Source organism: Streptomyces marokkonensis (assembly GCF_008312835.1).
GTDB lineage: Bacteria > Actinomycetota > Actinomycetes > Streptomycetales > Streptomycetaceae > Streptomyces > Streptomyces marokkonensis_A.
The window spans coordinates 277,711-295,346 of record NZ_VSKS01000001.1; the positions used below are offsets into that span (position 1 = coordinate 277,711).

The window sequence follows — 17,636 nt, forward strand, 5'->3', positions numbered from 1 at the left end:
CCTGGGAGCGGCGTTCGTGTGTGTGTCCATGCACCCGGAAACGGTTCAACCTCTTGACGGGAGGCAACCCGAACGGCTCAGCTTAGAGTTCACTAGTTGGACATAGGGGCCTCACCGAAGCGGCCCCGCGCGCAGGAGGTCGTCGTGGAGACTCCGGGGTCGCAGTCGTCGCTGCACCGAGCCAACCTGGAGCGGGTCGTCCGAGCAGTACGCCTCGCGGGTTCCCTCACCCAGGCCGAGATCGCGAGGACGACCGGCCTGTCCGCGGCCACGGTCTCCAACATCGTCCGGGAACTGAAGGACAGCGGAACGGTCGAGGTCACGCCCACCTCGTCGGGCGGACGCCGGGCCCGCAGCGTCTCGCTGAGCGGTGACGCCGGCATCGTCATAGGGGTCGATTTCGGGCACACCCATCTGCGGGTCGCGGTCGGCAACCTCGCCCACCAGGTGCTCGCGGAGGAGTCCGAGCCGCTGGACGTGGACGCCTCCTCGACACAGGGCTTCGACCGGGCGGAACAGCTGGTCAGCCGGCTGATCGAGGCGACCGGGGTGGACCGCGCCAAGATCGCCGGCGTGGGTCTGGGCGTGCCCGGTCCGATCGACGTGGAGTCCGGCACCCTGGGCTCGACCGCGATCCTGCCCGGCTGGACCGGCACCAGGCCCGCCGAGGAGCTGCGGGGGCGGCTCGGCGTGCCGGTGCACGTGGACAACGACGCCAACCTGGGCGCCCTCGGCGAGATGGTCTGGGGCAGCGGCCGGGGCGTGCGCGACCTGGCCTACATCAAGGTCGCCAGCGGTGTCGGCGCGGGTCTGGTGATCAGCGGCAAGATCTATCGCGGCCCGGGCGGCACCGCAGGCGAAATCGGACATATTACACTCGATGAATCCGGCCCCGTGTGCCGCTGCGGCAACCGCGGCTGCCTGGAGACCTTCACGGCCGCGCGCTATGTGCTCCCGCTGCTCCAGCCCAGTCACGGCACCGATCTGACGATGGAGGGCGTCGTCAGGCTGGCGCGGGACGGTGACCCGGGCTGCCGTCGGGTGATCGCCGACGTCGGCCGCCACATCGGCAGTGGAGTCGCCAATCTCTGCAACCTGCTGAACCCGAGCCGGGTGGTTCTCGGCGGTGATCTCGCCGAGGCCGGCGAGCTGGTGCTCGGGCCGATCCGGGAGTCCGTCGGCCGCTATGCGATCCCCAGCGCGGCGCGTCAACTGTCCGTTCTTCCGGGGGCACTTGGGGGTCGTGCCGAGGTGCTCGGAGCGCTCGCTCTCGCACTGAGCGAAATGGGCGATTCGACCCTTCTGGACGGCACCGCGACGGGGTCGCTCGCCGTGGCCGGCCCTGCCTTCACTTAGAGAACGGATGGCACCGTTGCCATCTCGTTAAGGATTTACTTCTTGACGTCGCACGTGCGGCCGAGTTGACTTCCAGCCACCTCGGCCGCAACGACGCGGCCTCGTCAGGGAGGTTTCTGAATGAACACGCGTATGCGTCGTGCTGCTATCGCCATTGCCGCGGGTGCCATGGCCGTCTCGCTCGCTGCCTGTGGCAGCGCCGAGGAGGCGGGCGACAAGAAGGACAACGGCGGCTCCGCCGCCAAGGGCGATGACATCAAGGTCGGCCTGCTCCTGCCGGAGAACCAGACCGCGCGGTACGAGAAGTTCGACAAGCCCTTGATCGAGAAGAAGGTCAAGGAGCTCACGAACAACAAGGGCGAGGTCGTCTACGCCAACGCCAAGCAGGACGCCAGCCTGCAGAACCAGCAGGTCGACACGATGGTGACCAACAAGGTCGACGTGCTGATCGTGGACGCGGTGGACTCCAAGGCCATCGCCGGCTCGGTGAAGAAGGCCAAGGACGCCGGCATCCCGGTCGTGGCCTACGACCGCCTCGCCGAGGGCCCGATCGACGCCTACACCTCGTTCGACAACGTGACCGTCGGCAAGACCCAGGGCGAGGCCCTCCTCGAGGCTCTGGGCGACAAGGCCAAGGACGGCCAGATCGTCATGATGAACGGGTCCTCCACCGACCCGAACGCCGCCATGTTCAAGCAGGGCGCGCACTCCGTCCTCGACGGCAAGGTGAAGGTCGGCCGCGAGTACGACACCAAGGAGTGGAAGCCGGAGAACGCCAACGCCAACATGGAGGGCGCCATCTCCGCCCTCGGCAAGGACAAGATCGTCGGCGTCTACTCCGCCAACGACGGCATGGCGGGCGGCATCATCACCGCCCTGAAGGCCGCCGGCATCGACGACATCCCGGTCACCGGCCAGGACGCCGAGCTCGCGGGCGTGCAGCGCATCGTCACCGGTGAGCAGTACATGAGCGTCTACAAGCCCTACCCGCAGGAGGCGGACGTCGCCGCGGAGATGGCCGTCCTGCTCGCCCAGGGCAAGTCGCTCGACTCCATCGCCAAGGACAAGGTCGACAGCCCCACCACCAAGGCCGTCCCCTCCGTCCTCGTCCCGGTCGTGTCGCTGACCCAGAAGAACATCAACGACACCGTGATCAAGGACGGCATCTACACCGTCCAGGAGATCTGCACGGACAAGTACAAGGCCGCCTGCGACAAGATCGGCCTCAAGTAAGCAGTCCCCGAGTCCCGTGACACACGGGGGAGTCCGTGACCCGGACTCCCCGACGGGACCGACTGCCACGCGCTTCCGCCGGCGCCCCGCACACATCAGCCCCGCAAGCTACGCGGGGCGCCGGACGGAACACCCCCCAAATACTTCTGCACAACCTCCCGCCGGGTCAGGCGGCGAAGGAGATGGTTCACGTGTCCGCTACGCCCGTGCTGGCGTTGCGCGGGGTCTCCAAGCGGTTCGGTGCCGTCCAGGCGCTCACCGACGTAGAGCTTGAGGTCCACGCCGGTGAGGTGGTCGCCCTGGTGGGCGACAACGGTGCCGGAAAGTCCACGCTGGTCAAGACGATCGCCGGCGTGCACCCCATCGATGAGGGCGTCATCGAGTGGGACGGCAGGGCCGTCCAGATCAACAGGCCGCACGACGCCCAGAACCTGGGCATCGCGACGGTCTACCAGGACCTCGCGCTGTGCGACAACATCGATGTCGTCGGCAACCTCTACCTGGGCCGGGAGCTGCGCAGGCGCGGCGTCCTGGACGAGGTCGAGATGGAGCGCCGCTCCCGCGAGCTCCTGGACACGCTCTCGATCCGCATCCCCAGCGTCCGGATCCCGATCGCCTCCCTCTCCGGCGGTCAGCGCCAGGTCGTGGCGATCGCCCGGTCCATGCTCGGCGAGCCCAAGCTGGTGATCCTCGACGAGCCCACCGCCGCCCTCGGCGTCGAGCAGACCGCGCAGGTCCTCGACCTGGTCGAGCGGCTGCGCGAGCGCGGTCACGCGGTCATCCTCATCAGCCACAACATGGCCGATGTAAAGGCCGTGGCGGACAAGGTCGCCGTCCTGCGCCTCGGGCGCAACAACGGCGTCTTCGAGGTCAAGTCGACCTCGCAGGAAGAGATCATCTCCGCCATCACGGGCGCCACGGACAACGCCGTGACCCGTCGTGCGGCGCGCACCAATGGGGAGATCAAGAAGTGAGCACCGAAAAAGTGAGCACCGACAAGACGTCCGCCGAGGCCCACACCGTGGAGAACCCCGAGGCGGCCGCCGCCGCGGTCACCGTGGTCGACCCCCGGCTGCTGGTCCGCGAACAGGGCTTCCTGGGCTACTGGAACGAGTTCAAGCGGAAGATGAAGGCCGGTGACCTCGGCTCCATCCCCGTCGTGGTCGGCCTGCTGATCATCTGGGCCATCTTCACCAGCCTGAACCCCAACTTCTTCACCGCCGGCAACTTCTCCGACATGTCCGTCGCGATGGTCGGCACGGGCATGATCGCCGTCGGTATCGTCTTCGTCCTGCTGCTCGGCGAGATCGACCTGTCGGTCGGCTCGGTCAGCGGTGTCGCGGGCGCCGCCTTCGCGGTCATGAGCGTCACCCACGGGATGAACGAGGTGCTGGCCCTGGTGCTGGCGATCCTCACCGGCACGGCGGCCGGCGCCATCCACGGCTTCATCTTCGCCCGCATCGGCGTCCCGGCCTTCGCCGTGACCCTGGCCGGCCTGCTGTTCTGGCAGGGCTTCATGCTGCAGATCCTCGGCAGCAACGGCACCATCAACCTCGACTCCGAGGGCATCGTCGTCAAGCTGACCAGCTACTACTTCTCGGACGTGGCCGCCGCGTACGGACTGGCGATCGTCGCGACCGTGGGGTACTTCCTCCTGGCCTTCTTCGACAACCGCCGCCGCGAGGCCGCCGGGGTGCCGTCCCGGCCGCTGAACGAGATCATCGTGCGGACCGTGCTGCTCGCGATCCTGGCGTTCGTCGTCGCGATCGTCTTCAACCAGTACAAGGGCCTGCCGCTGGCCGTGGTGATCTTCCTCGCCTTCCTGGTCCTCACGGACTTCGTGCTGCGCCGCACCGCCTACGGCCGCAAGGTCTTCGCGCTCGGCGGCAGCGTCGAGGCGTCCCGCCGCGCCGGCATCAACGTGGAGATGGTCCGGATCTCGGTCTTCGCGATCGCCGGTACCTTCGCCGCGATCGGCGGTCTGTTCGTCGCCTCGAAGATCGCCTCCGCGAACCAGGGCGCGGGCACCGGTGAGTTCCTGATGAACGTCATCGCCGCGGCCGTCATCGGCGGTACGTCGCTCTTCGGCGGCCGCGGCCGCACGTGGGACGCGCTGCTCGGTGTGATGGTGATCATCTCGATCACGTACGGCCTGGCGCTGGAGGGTATCGCCTCGCCGGTGCAGTACATGATCACCGGTGGAGTGCTGCTGGCGACGGTCGTCATCGACGCGGTGACCCGCAAGACGCAGAAGACGGCGGGGCGCGCGTAGAAGACGCAGAAGACGGCGGGGCGCGCGTAGTCGCACATCGATACAGCCCCGCGCCCCTGAAGTACGTCGCTGTTGCCCGGTGCCTTCGTGGTGCCGGGCAACAGTGCTTCGTTTGTGGGTACTGCTGAACGGGTGACGTATGACGCACGGCCCGGAGTCCGTTCGGTGGAGCGGAACATTAGACTCGACCCGCCCGGCAACAGCTCGATCAGCTCTACTGCAAGGAGGCACGGGTGCCGCTGCTGACCCGCATCAGGGGACCGCGCGATCTGGACCGGCTCAGCCTGGAGGAGCTCGACCGGCTGGCCGGGGAGATCCGGACCTTCCTCGTCGACGCGGTCTCCAAGACCGGCGGCCACCTCGGCCCCAACCTCGGCGTGGTGGAGCTCACCATCGCCCTGCACCGGGTCTTCGAGTCGCCCAAGGACAAGGTGCTCTGGGACACCGGGCACCAGTCCTACGTGCACAAGCTGCTGACCGGCCGGCAGGACTTCTCCAAGCTGAAGATGAAGGGCGGCCTGTCCGGCTACCCCTCCCAGGCCGAGTCCGAGCACGACGTCATCGAGAACAGCCACGCCTCCACCGTGCTCGGCTGGGCCGACGGCATCGCCAAGGCCAACCAGATCAAGCGGCGCGACAGCCACGTCGTCGCGGTCATCGGCGACGGCGCGCTGACCGGCGGCATGGCCTGGGAGGCGCTGAACAACATCGCCGACGCCAAGGACCGCCCGCTCGTCATCGTCGTCAACGACAACGAGCGCTCCTACTCGCCGACCATCGGCGGACTCGCCAACCACCTGGCGACCCTGCGCACCACCGACGGCTACGAGCGCTTCCTGACCCGTACCAAGGACCTCCTGGAGCGCACCCCGGTCGTCGGCCAGGCGCTCTACGACACCCTGCACGGCGCCAAGAAGGGCCTGAAGGACTTCATCGCCCCGCAGGGCATGTTCGAGGACCTCGGCCTGAAGTACGTCGGCCCCATCGACGGCCACGACATCGAGGCGCTGGAGTCCGCGCTGGCCCGCGCCAAGCGCTTCGGCGGCCCGGTGATCGTGCACTGCCTCACCGAGAAGGGCCGCGGCTACCAGCCCGCCCTCCAGGACGAGGCGGACCGCTTCCACGCCGTCGGCAAGATCCACCCCGACACGGGCCTGCCGATCGCCACCTCGGGCGCCGACTGGACCTCCGTCTTCGGCGAGGAGATGGTCAGGCTCGGCGAGGAGCGCGAGGACGTCGTCGCCATCACCGCCGCGATGCTCCAGCCGGTCGGCCTCGACAAGTTCGCCAAGCGCTTCCCCGACCGGGTCTACGACGTCGGCATCGCCGAGCAGCACGGCGCCGTCTCCGCCGCGGGCCTGGCCCACGCCGGGGTGCACCCCGTCTTCGCCGTGTACGCCACCTTCCTGAACCGCGCCTTCGACCAGGTGCTGATGGACGTGGCCCTGCACAAGTGCGGCGTGACGTTCGTGCTCGACCGGGCCGGCGTCACCGGCACCGACGGCGCCTCCCACAACGGCATGTGGGACATGTCGATCCTCCAGGTCGTCCCCGGGCTGCGGCTGGCCGCCCCGCGCGACGCCGACCAGGTCCGCGCCCAGCTGCGCGAGGCCGTCGACGTCGAGGACGCCCCCACCGTGGTCCGGTTCTCCAAGGGCGCCGTCGGGCCCGCCGTGCCCGCCGTGGGCCGCGTCGGCGGCATGGACGTCCTGCGCGAGCCCGGCACCGACGCCCCCGACGTCCTGCTGGTGTCCGTGGGCGCCCTCGCCCCCATGTGCCTGGAGATCGCCGCCCTCCTCGACCGGCAGGGCATCTCCACCACCGTCGTCGACCCGCGCTGGGTCAAGCCCGTCGACGAGGCGATGGCGCCGCTCGCCGAGAAGCACCGCGTCGTCGTCACCGTGGAGGACAACTCCCGCGTCGGCGGTGTCGGCTCCACGATCGCCCAGGCGCTGCGCGACGCCGGCGTGGACGTACCGCTGCGCGACTTCGGCATCCCGCCGCGCTTCCTCGACCACGCCTCCCGCGCCGAGGTCATGGCAGAGATCGGCCTGACCGCCCCCGACATCGCCCGCCAGGTCACCGGCCTGGTGGCGAAGCTCGACGGGCGGTACGAGCGGTCGTCCGTCGACGCGGTGGAGCCGGCCCGCGACTGACGGACGCCCACACGTCGCCCGGACGGGCCGCGCGTGCCACTGTGAGAGTGGCGCGCGCGGCCCGTCTGCGTGAATGCGCCCGCGCCGGGGCATACGAGCTACGCCCCCTCTCGATCATGTCGAGGACGACAAGCGTGGGAGGTACCCGTGACAAGCCCCCTCTTCCGGACGAAGAAGGTAGAGCAGTCCATCCGCGACACCGAGGAACCCGAGCACGCGCTCAAGAAATCGCTGTCCGCGCTGGATCTGACCGTCTTCGGCGTCGGTGTCATCATCGGCACCGGCATCTTCGTCCTCACCGGTACGGTCGCGAAGAACAACGCGGGGCCGGCCACGGCCCTGGCCTTCGTGGTGGCCGGTGTCGTCTGCGCGCTCGCCGCGCTCTGCTACGCCGAGTTCGCCTCCACCGTCCCGGTGGCGGGTTCCGCCTACACGTTCTCCTACGCCTCCCTGGGTGAACTGCCCGCGTGGATCATCGGCTGGGACCTGGTCCTGGAGTTCGCGCTCGGCACGGCGGTGGTGGCCGTCGGCTGGTCGGGCTACATCCAGTCGCTCATGGACAACGCGGGCTGGGAGATGCCCGCCGCGCTGGGCAGCCGAGAGGGCTCCGACATCTTCGGGTTCGACATCCTCGCCGCCGCCCTGGTGCTGGTGCTGACCGGCATCCTCGTCCTCGGCATGAAGCTGTCCGCCCGCGTCACCTCGATCGTCGTCGCGATCAAGGTGACCGTGGTCCTCGTGGTGATCATCGCGGGGGCCTTCTTCATCACCGCCGACAACTACGACCCGTTCATCCCGGACTCCAAGCCGGTACCCGCGGGTGACAGCCTCAATTCCCCGCTCATCCAGCTGATGTTCGGCTGGGCCCCGGCGAACTTCGGCGTGATGGGCATCTTCACCGCCGCCTCGGTGGTGTTCTTCGCGTTCATCGGCTTCGACATCGTCGCCACGGCCGCCGAGGAGACGAAGAACCCGCAGCGCGACATGCCCCGCGGCATCCTCGGCTCCCTGTTCATCTGCACCGTGCTGTACGTCCTGGTGTCGATCGTCGTCACCGGCATGCAGAACTACCGGGACCTGTCCGTGGACGCCCCACTCGCGGACGCCTTCAAGGCCACCGGGCATCCCTGGTACGCGGGCTTCATCAGCTTCGGCGCCGCCGTCGGCCTGACGACCGTCTGCATGATCCTGCTGCTCGGCCAGACCCGGGTCTTCTTCGCGATGAGCCGCGACGGACTGCTGCCCCGGTTCTTCTCCCGGGTCCACCCCCGGTTCAGGACGCCGCACCGGCCGACCATCCTGCTCGGTGTCGCCATCGCGGTCCTCGCCGGTTTCACCCCGCTGAACGAGCTGGCCGCGCTGGTGAACATCGGCACGCTCTTCGCCTTCGTCATCGTCGCGATCAGCGTGATCATCCTGCGCAGGACCCGGCCCGACCTGCACCGGTCGTTCCGCACCCCTTGGGTGCCCGTCCTGCCGATCGTGTCGGTCGCCGCCTCCCTGTGGCTGATGCTGAACCTGCCCGCCGAGACCTGGGTCCGGTTCGGGATCTGGATGGCGATCGGCATCGTCGTCTACTTCCTCTACAGCCGCACCCACAGCCGTATGGCCCGCACCCCGGAGGAAACCCCCGCCCCGCCCGGCCGCTGACCACGCCTCCCCGGCCCCGTGCCCCCCGCCCGACGGGGACACGGGGCCGACCCGTGTGCCCGGTGGGTGCCGGAGTCAGGGGCGTACCGTGCGGGGACCCGTGACCTCCGCGCCCAGGGACGTCACCCTGCGGCGCAGCTCGCGGTCCGCCGTCACGACGAGGACCGGTCGGTCCCCGGCCCCGGCCACCAGCGCGACCACGCGGTCGTCGCCGCTGCCCGGGGCCGGGTCCACCCGGACGCCCGGCACCGGCTCCACCCCGCGGGCGGCCCCCTCCACCACCAGGACGATCTCCACCGGGCCGGGGTGGCCGGGCAGTCCGTCCGCGGCCAGCCGGTCGCGGAGGCGTTCCGCGGCGCCCCGGCGGTCCCGCCACCATCCGTCGGGCACCGACCCGACGACATTCGCGGCGTCGACGATCACGAGCAGCTCGGCGGTGTCGTTCATGCGGCCAGGGTCCCACGCGGGGGCCGCCCCGCCCGCGCCCCGCGCACCGCCTTGCATAAGGTGAAGTGGTGAACGGCGACTGGCTCCTCCGCGGCCGCGACGGCCGCCTCACCGTCTACCTGCCGTCGGACGACGCCGTCCTGTGCCGCGCGGAACTCGCCCCCGGCGGTGCCTGGGAGGCACCCCGCAGGATCGGCGGCGACCAGAGACTGCGCCCGGGACCCGCCGTCGGCCAGGGCGCCGACGGCTACGCCCACCTGGTCGCCTGGCGGCCCACGGCGAACGGCGAGTCCGGCCTGGTGCACTCCACCCACTTCCGTCCCCGGCTCGCCCCGCTGGACTGGGTCCCCGTCGGGCACCCCGGCAAGAAGGGCGACCGCACCGGCACACCGGCCGTCGCCGTCGACGACCGGGGACGCGCTCATGTCTTCGTCCGCACCAGGGGCGGCGGGGTGAGCGTGTTCGCCCAGCGGGAGAAGGGCGGCTGGGAGCCGTGGGCGGACCTCGGGGGAGAGGACGTCCACGAGCAACTCACGGCCGTGACGGGGGAGTCGGGCCGCGTCGAGCTGTACGCGGCCGTCCCGGGCGGCATCCTGCACTGGCGTCAGGAGGAACCCGGCAAGCAGCCCGTCCGGGCGGGGGGCGTCGACGTGCCCGTACAGCCGGGCACCCTGCGCGCGCTGGCCACCTCCGCCGGGCGCGCCACCCTCTTCTTCACCGACGAGCGCGGTGAGCTGTGTGCCTGGCGCCCCGGGGACGAGCCGGTGTTCCTGGTCGCCGCGGCCGGCCCCGGCCCGGTCTCCGCCGTGCGCTGCGACATCGAGGGCCACGACTGCACCGTGCTCGCCCAGCGTTCGGCGAGCGGCCGCGTCGCGTTCGCCGCGTACCCCACCGAGCGGGAGCCGGCCGGCGCCTGGTGGACCGAGTCCGGTCCCCAACTGCCCGCCGACGCCACGGTGTCCGTCGCCCTCGACGAGCACGGCGAGGTCGTCGCGGCCTCCCACGCCCCGTCCACCGGCACCCTCCTGCTCACCCGCCGCAAGGACGAACCGGGGCTGGCCCTGCGGGCATGGCGGGAGATCTGAACGTCAGCCGCGCGCCGGGGACTTCCGTACCGACTCCGGTATCTCCGCGTCCGTGCGGATCGCCTCCCACAGCCGGGACACCAGGGGCTCCACCGCCACCACCCGGTTGGGGTCGGCCCGGTCGTACTCCACCGGCAGCATGACCGTGTCCATCGCCGCGGGGTCGATGCCCTCCAGGCTCTGCCCGAACTCGGCCAGCGCGGTGAGCGAGGCCAGCTCGGAGTCGGTGGTCAGCGACTCGGTCAGCCGGTCGGCGATCCGGTACAGCTTCGCCGGACTCCCCAGCAGGTCCTGCCGTTTGATCTCGGTCAGCAGCGCGCCCAGGAACTTCTGCTGGAGTTCGATCCGCCCCAGATCGCTGCCGTCGCCGTAACCGTGCCGGGTGCGCACGAACTTCAGCGCCTCGTCGCCGTTCAGCCGGTGCTCCCCGGCGTCCAGCCGCAGCCCCGAGGTGATCGGCCGCTCCAGCCGTACGGTCACTCCGCCGATCGCGTCGACGATCCCCTTGAACCCGGCGAAGTCGACCTCCACGAGATGGTCCACCCGTACGTCACTCATCTGTTCCACCGTCTTCACGGTGCACGCCGATCCGGCCTGGGCGTAGACGGAGTTGAACATCACGCGCCGGGCCGAGGGCACCACCGTGCCGTCGGGCTTCACGCACTCGGGGCGGGTGACCAGCGTGTCGCGCGGAATGCTCACCGCCACCGCCTCGGTCCGGCCTTTCGCCACGTGCACCAGCAGCGCGGTGTCGGAACGCGCCCCGCCGGGCCTGCCGCCGTCGAGCGCCGCGTTCGCCCCGGCCCGGGAGTCCGAGCCGAGCAGCAGCAGGTTCAGCGCGTCACCGGCCGCCGCCGCGCGCCGCGGGCGGTTCCTCTCGTCGCCGAGCGCGGTGTCCAGGTCGACCGCGCTCTCCTTGAGGTTGCCGTCCAGCCCCTGGTACAGCCACCATGCGGTACCGCCCGCCGCGAGGACCACCACGAGCAGCACCGGCAGGACGACCCGGCGCAGTGTTCTGCCGCGGGTACGGGTACGGGCACGCCTGCGGCTGCCGGGCCGGGGCCCGGCGTCGGGGGCGCTGGTGTGGGTCATGTCGCTCCGGTTCACGATGACTCGGCCGTCCGGCCGGGGCTTCGGCCCGGCCGGACGGCGCTGTGGTGACAGGAGACACACAAGCCGCGCCAAGGGTTGTACAGATGTGTACGTGACAAGCCGCACTTTCTGCGGGCAAGGTGAAAAGGTGAAGGTTCTGTTAGCCTCCTCGGACTTGTTCGATTTTCTCGGGCGGCTTGTGCTGCCCGCGTCCGGCCTGTCCGTGGCCGTACAAAAACGGGGTTGGGGAATGGTGTCGTGAGCAGATCCTCCACGACGGATCTAGTCGTTGTCGGACTCGGTTACGTGGGGCTGCCGCTGGCCCGCTCCGCCGCCGCCGCCGGATTGAGGGTGGTGGGTCTCGACCGCAGTCGCTCCGTGGTCCAAGGGCTCAACGGGGGGCGTTCGCACGTCGACGACATCACGGACGCCGAGGTCGGCGCGATGCTCGAGCAGGGCTTCACGGCCTCCGACCGCCCCGAGGTGATCGCCGACGCGGCCGCCGTCGTCATCTGCGTGCCCACCCCGCTCACCGAGTACGGCTCCCCGGACCTCGGCGCGGTGCACGCCGCGGTGGAGGACATAGCCACCCACCTGCGGCCCGGCCACCTCGTGGTGCTGGAGTCCACCACCTACCCCGGCACCACCGACGAGGTCGTGCGGCCCCGGCTGGAGGCCGGCGGTCTGACCGTCGGCAAGGACTTCCACCTGGCGTTCTCACCCGAGCGCATCGACCCGGGAAACGCCTCCTTCGGCCTGGAGAACACCCCCAAGGTCGTCGGCGGCGTCACCGCCGACTGCACCAAGGCCGCCCGCGCCCTCTACGAGCGCTTCGTGGCCCGCGTGGTCGAGGCCAAGGGCACCCGCGAGGCCGAGATGGCCAAGCTGCTGGAGAACACCTACCGGCACGTCAACATCGCCCTCGTCAACGAGATGTCGATGTTCTGCCGTGAGATCGGCGTCGACCTGTGGGACGCGATCCGCTGCGCCTCCACCAAGCCGTTCGGCTTCGCGCCGTTCTACCCCGGCCCCGGCGTCGGCGGTCACTGCATCCCGATCGACCCCAACTACCTCTCCTACAAGGTGCGTTCGCTGGGCATCCCGTTCCGGTTCGTGGAGCTGGCGCAGGAGATCAACCAGCGCATGCCCGTGCACGTGGTCAACCGGGCCGCCGACCTGCTCAACGACGAGGGCAAGGCCGTGCGCGGCTCCCGCGTGCTGCTGCTCGGCGTCACCTACAAGCCGGACATCTCCGACCAGCGGGAGAGCCCGGCCATGGCGGTCGCCGAGAACCTGCTCGCGCGCGGCGCCGAACTCGCCTACTTCGACCCCCGGGTCGACGGCTGGGCGGTCGACGGCGCCCCGGTCGAGCGCGTCGACGACTACCTCGCCGGCGCCGAGGCGGCCGACCTCACCATCCTGCTCCAGCCGCACCGGGAGATAGACCTGGACCTGCTGGCCGACCGCGCGCGCAAGCTGTTCGACACCCGGGGCAAGTCCGCCGATCACCCCCGGGTGGTCAAGCTGTGACCACCGAGGACACGTACATACCGGGAGCCGTCGACTCCGACGGCCGGGGGCACCGCAAACGCCGGCACCTGAAGGTCTCGTACTTCTTCTTCCTCGCGATCGCCGCGGTCATCGCCACCCGGCTCGACTCCGACTCGCTGCACCTGTACTCGATGGGCGCCATGGGCCTGCTGGCCCTGAAGATGTTCGGCGCCCTGTTCTACCGGCCCGCCAAGGCCGGCCGCGAGGAACTCGAGTACCTGGAGAACTGCTGGGTCACCGCGGTCATCCCGATCTACAACGAGGACCCGGTGATGTTCGAGCAGGGCATGCGCTCCCTGCTCGCCCAGAGCCGCCTCCCCAACGAGATCCACATCATCGACGACTGCAGCGCCGACGCCGGCGGTATCCGGGCGGCGAAGAAGCTGCGGTCCGAGTTCGAGGCCAAGGGCGTCAAGTACACCGTCAGCATCCAGCCCGAGAACAAGGGCAAGCGCGAGGCCCTCGCGCTGGGCTTCGAGGCGGCGCCGTACTCCGACATCTTCCTCTGCGTCGACTCCGACACCGTGCTCTCCCGGGACACCGTGCGCGAGCTGCTGCTGCCGCTGGCCGACGAGAAGATCATGGCCTCCACGGGCATGGTGCTCGCGCTCAACCACGACAGCAACATCTTCACGCGCCTGCAGGACCTCCGCTACGGCAACTCCTTCCTCTTCGAGCGGGCCGCCTACTCGCGGCTGAAGTCCGTGCTCTGCTGCTGCGGCGCCCTCTCGGCGTACCGCGGCACCCTGGTGCGCAAGTACCTGCCGGACTTCCTCAACCAGCAGTTCCTGGGCAAGCCGGCCGTCTTCGGTGACGACCGCCGCATGACCAACTACTGCCTGATGGAAGGCCAGGTGGTCTTCCAGGAGACCGCCGTCGGCTACACCGCCGTCCCCGAGAAGCTGCCGCACTTCCTGCGCCAGCAGGTCCGCTGGAACAAGTCCTTCTTCCGCGAGTCCCTGTGGGCCTTCCGGCACCAGAAGAAGTACCGCCCGGCGTTCTGGCTGACGTGCATGGAGCTCGGCCTGTGGCTGGTCTTCGGCACGGCCATGTTCTACTCGATGGTCATCCTGCCGATCATGGAGCCGGCCCGGTTCGTCGACCACATCGGCGACTACGCGCTGTTCATGGTGCTCATGGGCTACCTGCGCAACGTCCGCTACCTCGACTTCCCGCGGCGCGGCATGGGCTTCGTGAGGCGGTTCGGCATGTTCCTGCTGGCTCCGCTGTACGGCCTGATCCAGCTCTTCCTGCTGACCCCGCTGCGCTTCTACGCCCTGCTCACCCTGCACAAGGGCAGCTGGGGCACGCGCCAGGCCGGTGTCGAGGTGTCGGTGGGCGGCGACCACGAGGCCGACATGACGGAGATCTGGGAGGAAGAGGACCCGTACTCCGACAAGAAGGTCACCGAGACGCTCCAGCTCATGCGCCTGGAGGGCGTGGCCCTGCGCACCCGGCCCCGCGCGGCCTACATCCCCAGCCAGCCGCAGCCGCTGCCCGGCTACGACGAGGAGCACCACCAGAACGTGCCGCAGCAGCCCGTCAGCTGGGGCACCCCGGAGCCGGCCCACCAGGGCGGGCAGCAGTGGCAGGGCGGCCACGGGGACCCGTACCAGCAGCAGCAGCCGTACCCGCCGCAGCAGTACCCGCCGCAGCAGTACCCGCAGGGCCAGGGCTACGGCCGTGACGGCCGCCAGGGCGGCTACCAGAACCCCGACTGGCCGCAGAACGGCCAGGGCGGCGGCTGGTAGACCCGGGCGCGTACTACGACGGAAGGGGGGCGGCCGCATGGCCGCCCCCCTTCCGTCGTGTCCGGGTGCCTACTTGTAGTAGGCCATCGCCTCCTCGACCGTCACCACCGGGATGTCCCGGTCCGTGAGTTCCTGCATCAGCGTGGTGAGACCGGCCGTACCGATCTCCGTGCTGCTCTTCGGAGCGCCCTCGACGACCTTGTGCAGGCACAGGATGAGCCAGTCGCCGTTCCCCCGGCACCGGTCCAGGTGGCCGCCCTCGGCCGTCAGCCGCGTCAGGGGCGTGCCGCCGATGCCCGTGCCGTCGGTGATGCCGGTGAGCGACTTCAGGCGGTACGGGTTGGCCGGGGCGAACGACTCGATCGTCTCGGAGATGATCGACCGGGCCGTGGTGAAGTGCCGGCTCGCGATCAGGTCGACGGGCACCCCGTCGGAGGTCTTCTGGAACGCCCCGTGCGGGTAGGCGAAGTGCTCGCTGGTGAAGCCGTTGGACACCATCCACTCCCGCAGTCTGCGGAAGTCCTCGTCGGCCTGCTCCGCGGTCAGCTTGGGATAGCTGGCGGAGTGCGTGGCGTTCGCGTAGGCGTGTCCGCCCATCTCCCAGCCGGAGAAGTTCTGCATCGAGCGCATCTGCTCGACCGTCATGAAGGTCCCGGTCCCGATGACGTCGGCGATGTTGTACGACGTGCCGGGGAAGCCGAAGGAGTCCATCACCGGACGGGCCAGGTCGTGGATCGACTTGTGGGAGTCGTCGAAGGTGATGGAGACGACGCCCTTGGGGAACACCTCGGCGGTGTCCGGTATCAGCTCGACCGCCTGGACCCGGTACGTCACCGGCCCGGCCGCGTTGTCGTACACGGCGAACGACATGTCCGTGAAACCCGTCCTGGTGGACGGCTTGCCGTCGGCGGAGATCGTGTACGTGCCAAACGCGCTCCTGACGTCGGCCCACTGGAGGTGGACCGTCACCCACTCCCCGGACTGGACGTAGTTGGCCGCGGTCCTGGAGTGGGCGTGGAACGTCCACGAGAAGTAGTTCTTCAGCCCGCCGCTGCCCAGGTAGAACACCATCTTGGACAGGTTCGCCACGTCGTCGACGCGGAAGACCAGCCGGATCATCTTGCCGCTCAGGTCCATCGCGGCCATACCGGACTTGCGGACGTAGGACTGCTTGCCGCTGCCGTTGGTGGTCACCCGCACGGCCTGAGTGCCGCGCACGAACTGCGTCTTGTCGTTCGCCTCGGCGGACTGGGTGCCCGCGCCGCCCGCGCTCCAGCCGTGCGACGCCTGGAACTGCTGGGACCAGGTGGCCCGGCGGTTCTTGGGCCGGCGCCCCGAAGGGGCGTACGGCGGGGGAGTGGTGAGGCCGCCGATGGCGCCCTCGGCCGCCAGCGGGGCCGCGGCGGGCTGCGCCGCCACATTGCCGAGCCAGGCGCCCCCGCCCGCCATCGCGACGCCGCCCGCGCCACCCAGGAACAGTGCCGAGCGCCGGCTCACCACCGGCTTCTCACCCGCGGCAGCGCGGCTTTGTGAGGTGGACCGCCTCTTGCCCACTTAGGACCCCCGAACCGTGTCGAAGTAGTTCATTCCCTTGCCGGTGAAGTCCTCGACCTGGGCCTGGACCTCCTGTGCCGACAGGGTTTCGTTCGCGTTGTAGTAAAGCCAGTCGATCTTCATGTCCCAGGCGCGCTCGCCCTTGAAGGGCAGGTCGATGAACCAGTGGTTGAAGTTCACCGACATGTCGGCGCGCGGGTAGAACTTCCCGTTGGTGAGGAAGAGCTTCTTCCCGTCGAGCCAGTAGGCGACGACGCCGTCCTTCACCCTGATCATCACGGTGTGCCAGTCGTCGAGGCTCTTGTTCGTGGTGGTGTAGAGACGGTCGTTCGTCTCGTGGTCGAACCAGGTCACGGTGTCCAGCTTGGGACCGGGCCGGCCCCAGCCGCCGTTGGGCATGTACTCGTTGTCCAGTTCGCTGTACTTCGCGCCCTTGCCGCCGATGGCGTAGAAGGTCTGGTTGACGTGATCGCCCTTGTCACCGGTGGACGGACCGTCGCTGAAGTGGATGCGCGCCGCGTAGGTGCCCTCGCGGAACTTGCTGGCGGCGGTGCCGAGGCTGGCCTGCTTGGTGCCCGCCTCGGTGCCGTCGGTGCTGGCGCGCAGCTGGAGCACCTGCCCGCCCTCCAGTGCCTCCTCGTCGCCGGGGAAGGTGACGCCGTCGGCCGACCAGGTGTTCTCGATGCCGGGGCCGCCCTTGCTGGTGCGGACCAGCCAGCCGTGCTTGAACAGGGCCGGGTCCTTGGCGCCGAGGTAGTCGAAGGTGTCGAACAGCACGCCCTCCGGCGCGGCCGGCAGCGGATCGGGCGCGGCGGCCGTCCTCGCCCGCTTGGCGTCCGGGTCGGGCTCGGTGCCGTCCGGCTCCTCACCCCAGGCGAGCACGCCCCGCCTGTAGGCGGTGACCTGCTTCGCCTCCTTGTACGTCTTCATCTCCGCGTCGAAGGAGCGGTCGTCGGACTGCTTCAGCTCCTTGTGATCGGTGCGGAACAGCTGCAGGTCGATGCCCTTGCTGTTGGCTCCCGGAGCCAGCGTGCCGGCCTTCTCCGTGAACCGGATCTCCAGATAGCGGTCCGCGGTGCCGGTGGGCTTGTCCATCTCGACCACGCGGCCGGCGAGGTTGGAGCAGCCGAAGGCGACGTTGACGCAGTTGAAGGCGTACCCCGGCGAACCCGCGTCCTCGTCGGCGGTGAACCAGTACCGGAGCGAGACTTCGCTCAACGGCAGTGGTGTGTCGGTCTTGTTGAAGACCTCCAGCGACGGCTTGGCCACCTGGGACGTGGCCGGGGTGTCGGTCCGGTAGCGGACGAGCAGGTCCGGCGGTTCCGGGTTCGCCTTCTTCCACAGGGGATACAACGCCGTGGCGCCGGCGGCGATCACGGCCACGATCAGCAGCAGCCGGATCTTGGGCCACACCCGACTGCGGTCCGGCCGGCGACGGGTGGACGCCACGGCAACTCCTCAGCAGAACAACACGACGTGCATGTGAACA

Annotated in this window: 13 protein-coding genes; 9 read left to right on the forward strand and 4 right to left on the reverse strand. The window is 69.6% G+C overall.

The genetic code is table 11. The annotated features are described in order from the left end of the window. Positions 1 to 144: 144 nt before the first annotated feature. From F1615_RS01240 to F1615_RS01265, 6 genes are all read left to right on the forward strand, one after another. Complete coding sequence (locus F1615_RS01240) at positions 145 to 1,356, forward strand: ROK family transcriptional regulator (protein ID WP_149546946.1); 1,212 nt, start codon at positions 145 to 147, stop codon at positions 1,354 to 1,356. Positions 1,357 to 1,476: 120 nt separating this feature from the next. Beyond that, the gene (locus F1615_RS01245; RefSeq protein ID WP_149546947.1) at positions 1,477 to 2,589 is read left to right on the forward strand and encodes a sugar ABC transporter substrate-binding protein; all 1,113 of its coding nucleotides are present in this window, start codon (positions 1,477 to 1,479) and stop codon (positions 2,587 to 2,589) included. A 182-nt stretch (positions 2,590 to 2,771) separates the two neighbouring features. Beyond that, the gene (locus F1615_RS01250; protein WP_040905943.1) at positions 2,772 to 3,563 is read left to right on the forward strand and encodes an ATP-binding cassette domain-containing protein; all 792 of its coding nucleotides are present in this window, start codon (positions 2,772 to 2,774) and stop codon (positions 3,561 to 3,563) included. 11 nt (positions 3,564 to 3,574) lie between these two features. Next, complete coding sequence (locus tag F1615_RS01255; protein WP_149547223.1) at positions 3,575 to 4,861, forward strand: sugar ABC transporter permease; 1,287 nt, start codon at positions 3,575 to 3,577, stop codon at positions 4,859 to 4,861. 233 nt (positions 4,862 to 5,094) lie between these two features. Further along, positions 5,095 to 7,017, forward strand: a complete 1,923-nt coding sequence (gene dxs, locus F1615_RS01260) for a 1-deoxy-D-xylulose-5-phosphate synthase (protein WP_149546948.1) — start codon at positions 5,095 to 5,097, stop codon at positions 7,015 to 7,017. Between the two features lie 147 nt (positions 7,018 to 7,164). Beyond that, positions 7,165 to 8,667, forward strand: a complete 1,503-nt coding sequence (locus F1615_RS01265; RefSeq protein ID WP_149546949.1) for an amino acid permease — start codon at positions 7,165 to 7,167, stop codon at positions 8,665 to 8,667. Between the two features lie 75 nt (positions 8,668 to 8,742). On the opposite strand, the gene F1615_RS01270 is transcribed toward F1615_RS01265, so the two are convergent. Further along, complete coding sequence (locus F1615_RS01270) at positions 8,743 to 9,114, reverse strand: NYN domain-containing protein (protein ID WP_149546950.1); 372 nt, start codon at positions 9,112 to 9,114, stop codon at positions 8,743 to 8,745. A 68-nt stretch (positions 9,115 to 9,182) separates the two neighbouring features. Between F1615_RS01270 and F1615_RS01275 the strand changes: the two genes are divergently transcribed. Then, positions 9,183 to 10,199, forward strand: a complete 1,017-nt coding sequence (locus F1615_RS01275) for a hypothetical protein (protein WP_149546951.1) — start codon at positions 9,183 to 9,185, stop codon at positions 10,197 to 10,199. A 3-nt stretch (positions 10,200 to 10,202) separates the two neighbouring features. Here F1615_RS01275 and F1615_RS01280 read toward each other — a convergent pair whose 3' ends face one another. Next, on the reverse strand, positions 10,203 to 11,291 hold the full coding sequence (locus F1615_RS01280) for an LCP family protein (protein ID WP_149546952.1): 1,089 nt from the start codon (positions 11,289 to 11,291) through the stop codon (positions 10,203 to 10,205). A 258-nt stretch (positions 11,292 to 11,549) separates the two neighbouring features. Here F1615_RS01280 and F1615_RS01285 point away from each other — a divergent pair, with 258 nt between their 5' ends. Both F1615_RS01285 and F1615_RS01290 read left to right on the forward strand, forming a co-directional pair. Then, a complete protein-coding gene (locus F1615_RS01285; RefSeq protein WP_149546953.1) occupies positions 11,550 to 12,821 on the forward strand; it encodes a nucleotide sugar dehydrogenase in 1,272 nt (423 codons plus the stop codon). Further along, positions 12,818 to 14,593 (forward strand): glycosyltransferase, encoded by a 1,776-nt coding sequence (locus tag F1615_RS01290; protein ID WP_244328602.1) that lies wholly within the window; start codon positions 12,818 to 12,820, stop codon positions 14,591 to 14,593. The genes F1615_RS01285 and F1615_RS01290 overlap by 4 nt, the downstream gene beginning before the upstream one ends. 69 nt (positions 14,594 to 14,662) lie before the next feature. Here the strand turns inward: F1615_RS01290 and F1615_RS01295 are convergent, their stop codons facing one another. Beyond that, entirely contained in the window at positions 14,663 to 16,090 is a 1,428-nt protein-coding gene (locus F1615_RS01295) for a polysaccharide deacetylase family protein (RefSeq protein ID WP_244328603.1), read from the reverse strand. Between the two features lie 57 nt (positions 16,091 to 16,147). After that, the gene (locus F1615_RS01300) at positions 16,148 to 17,596 is read right to left on the reverse strand and encodes a cellulose binding domain-containing protein (RefSeq protein WP_149546955.1); all 1,449 of its coding nucleotides are present in this window, start codon (positions 17,594 to 17,596) and stop codon (positions 16,148 to 16,150) included. Positions 17,597 to 17,636 lie beyond the last annotated feature (40 nt).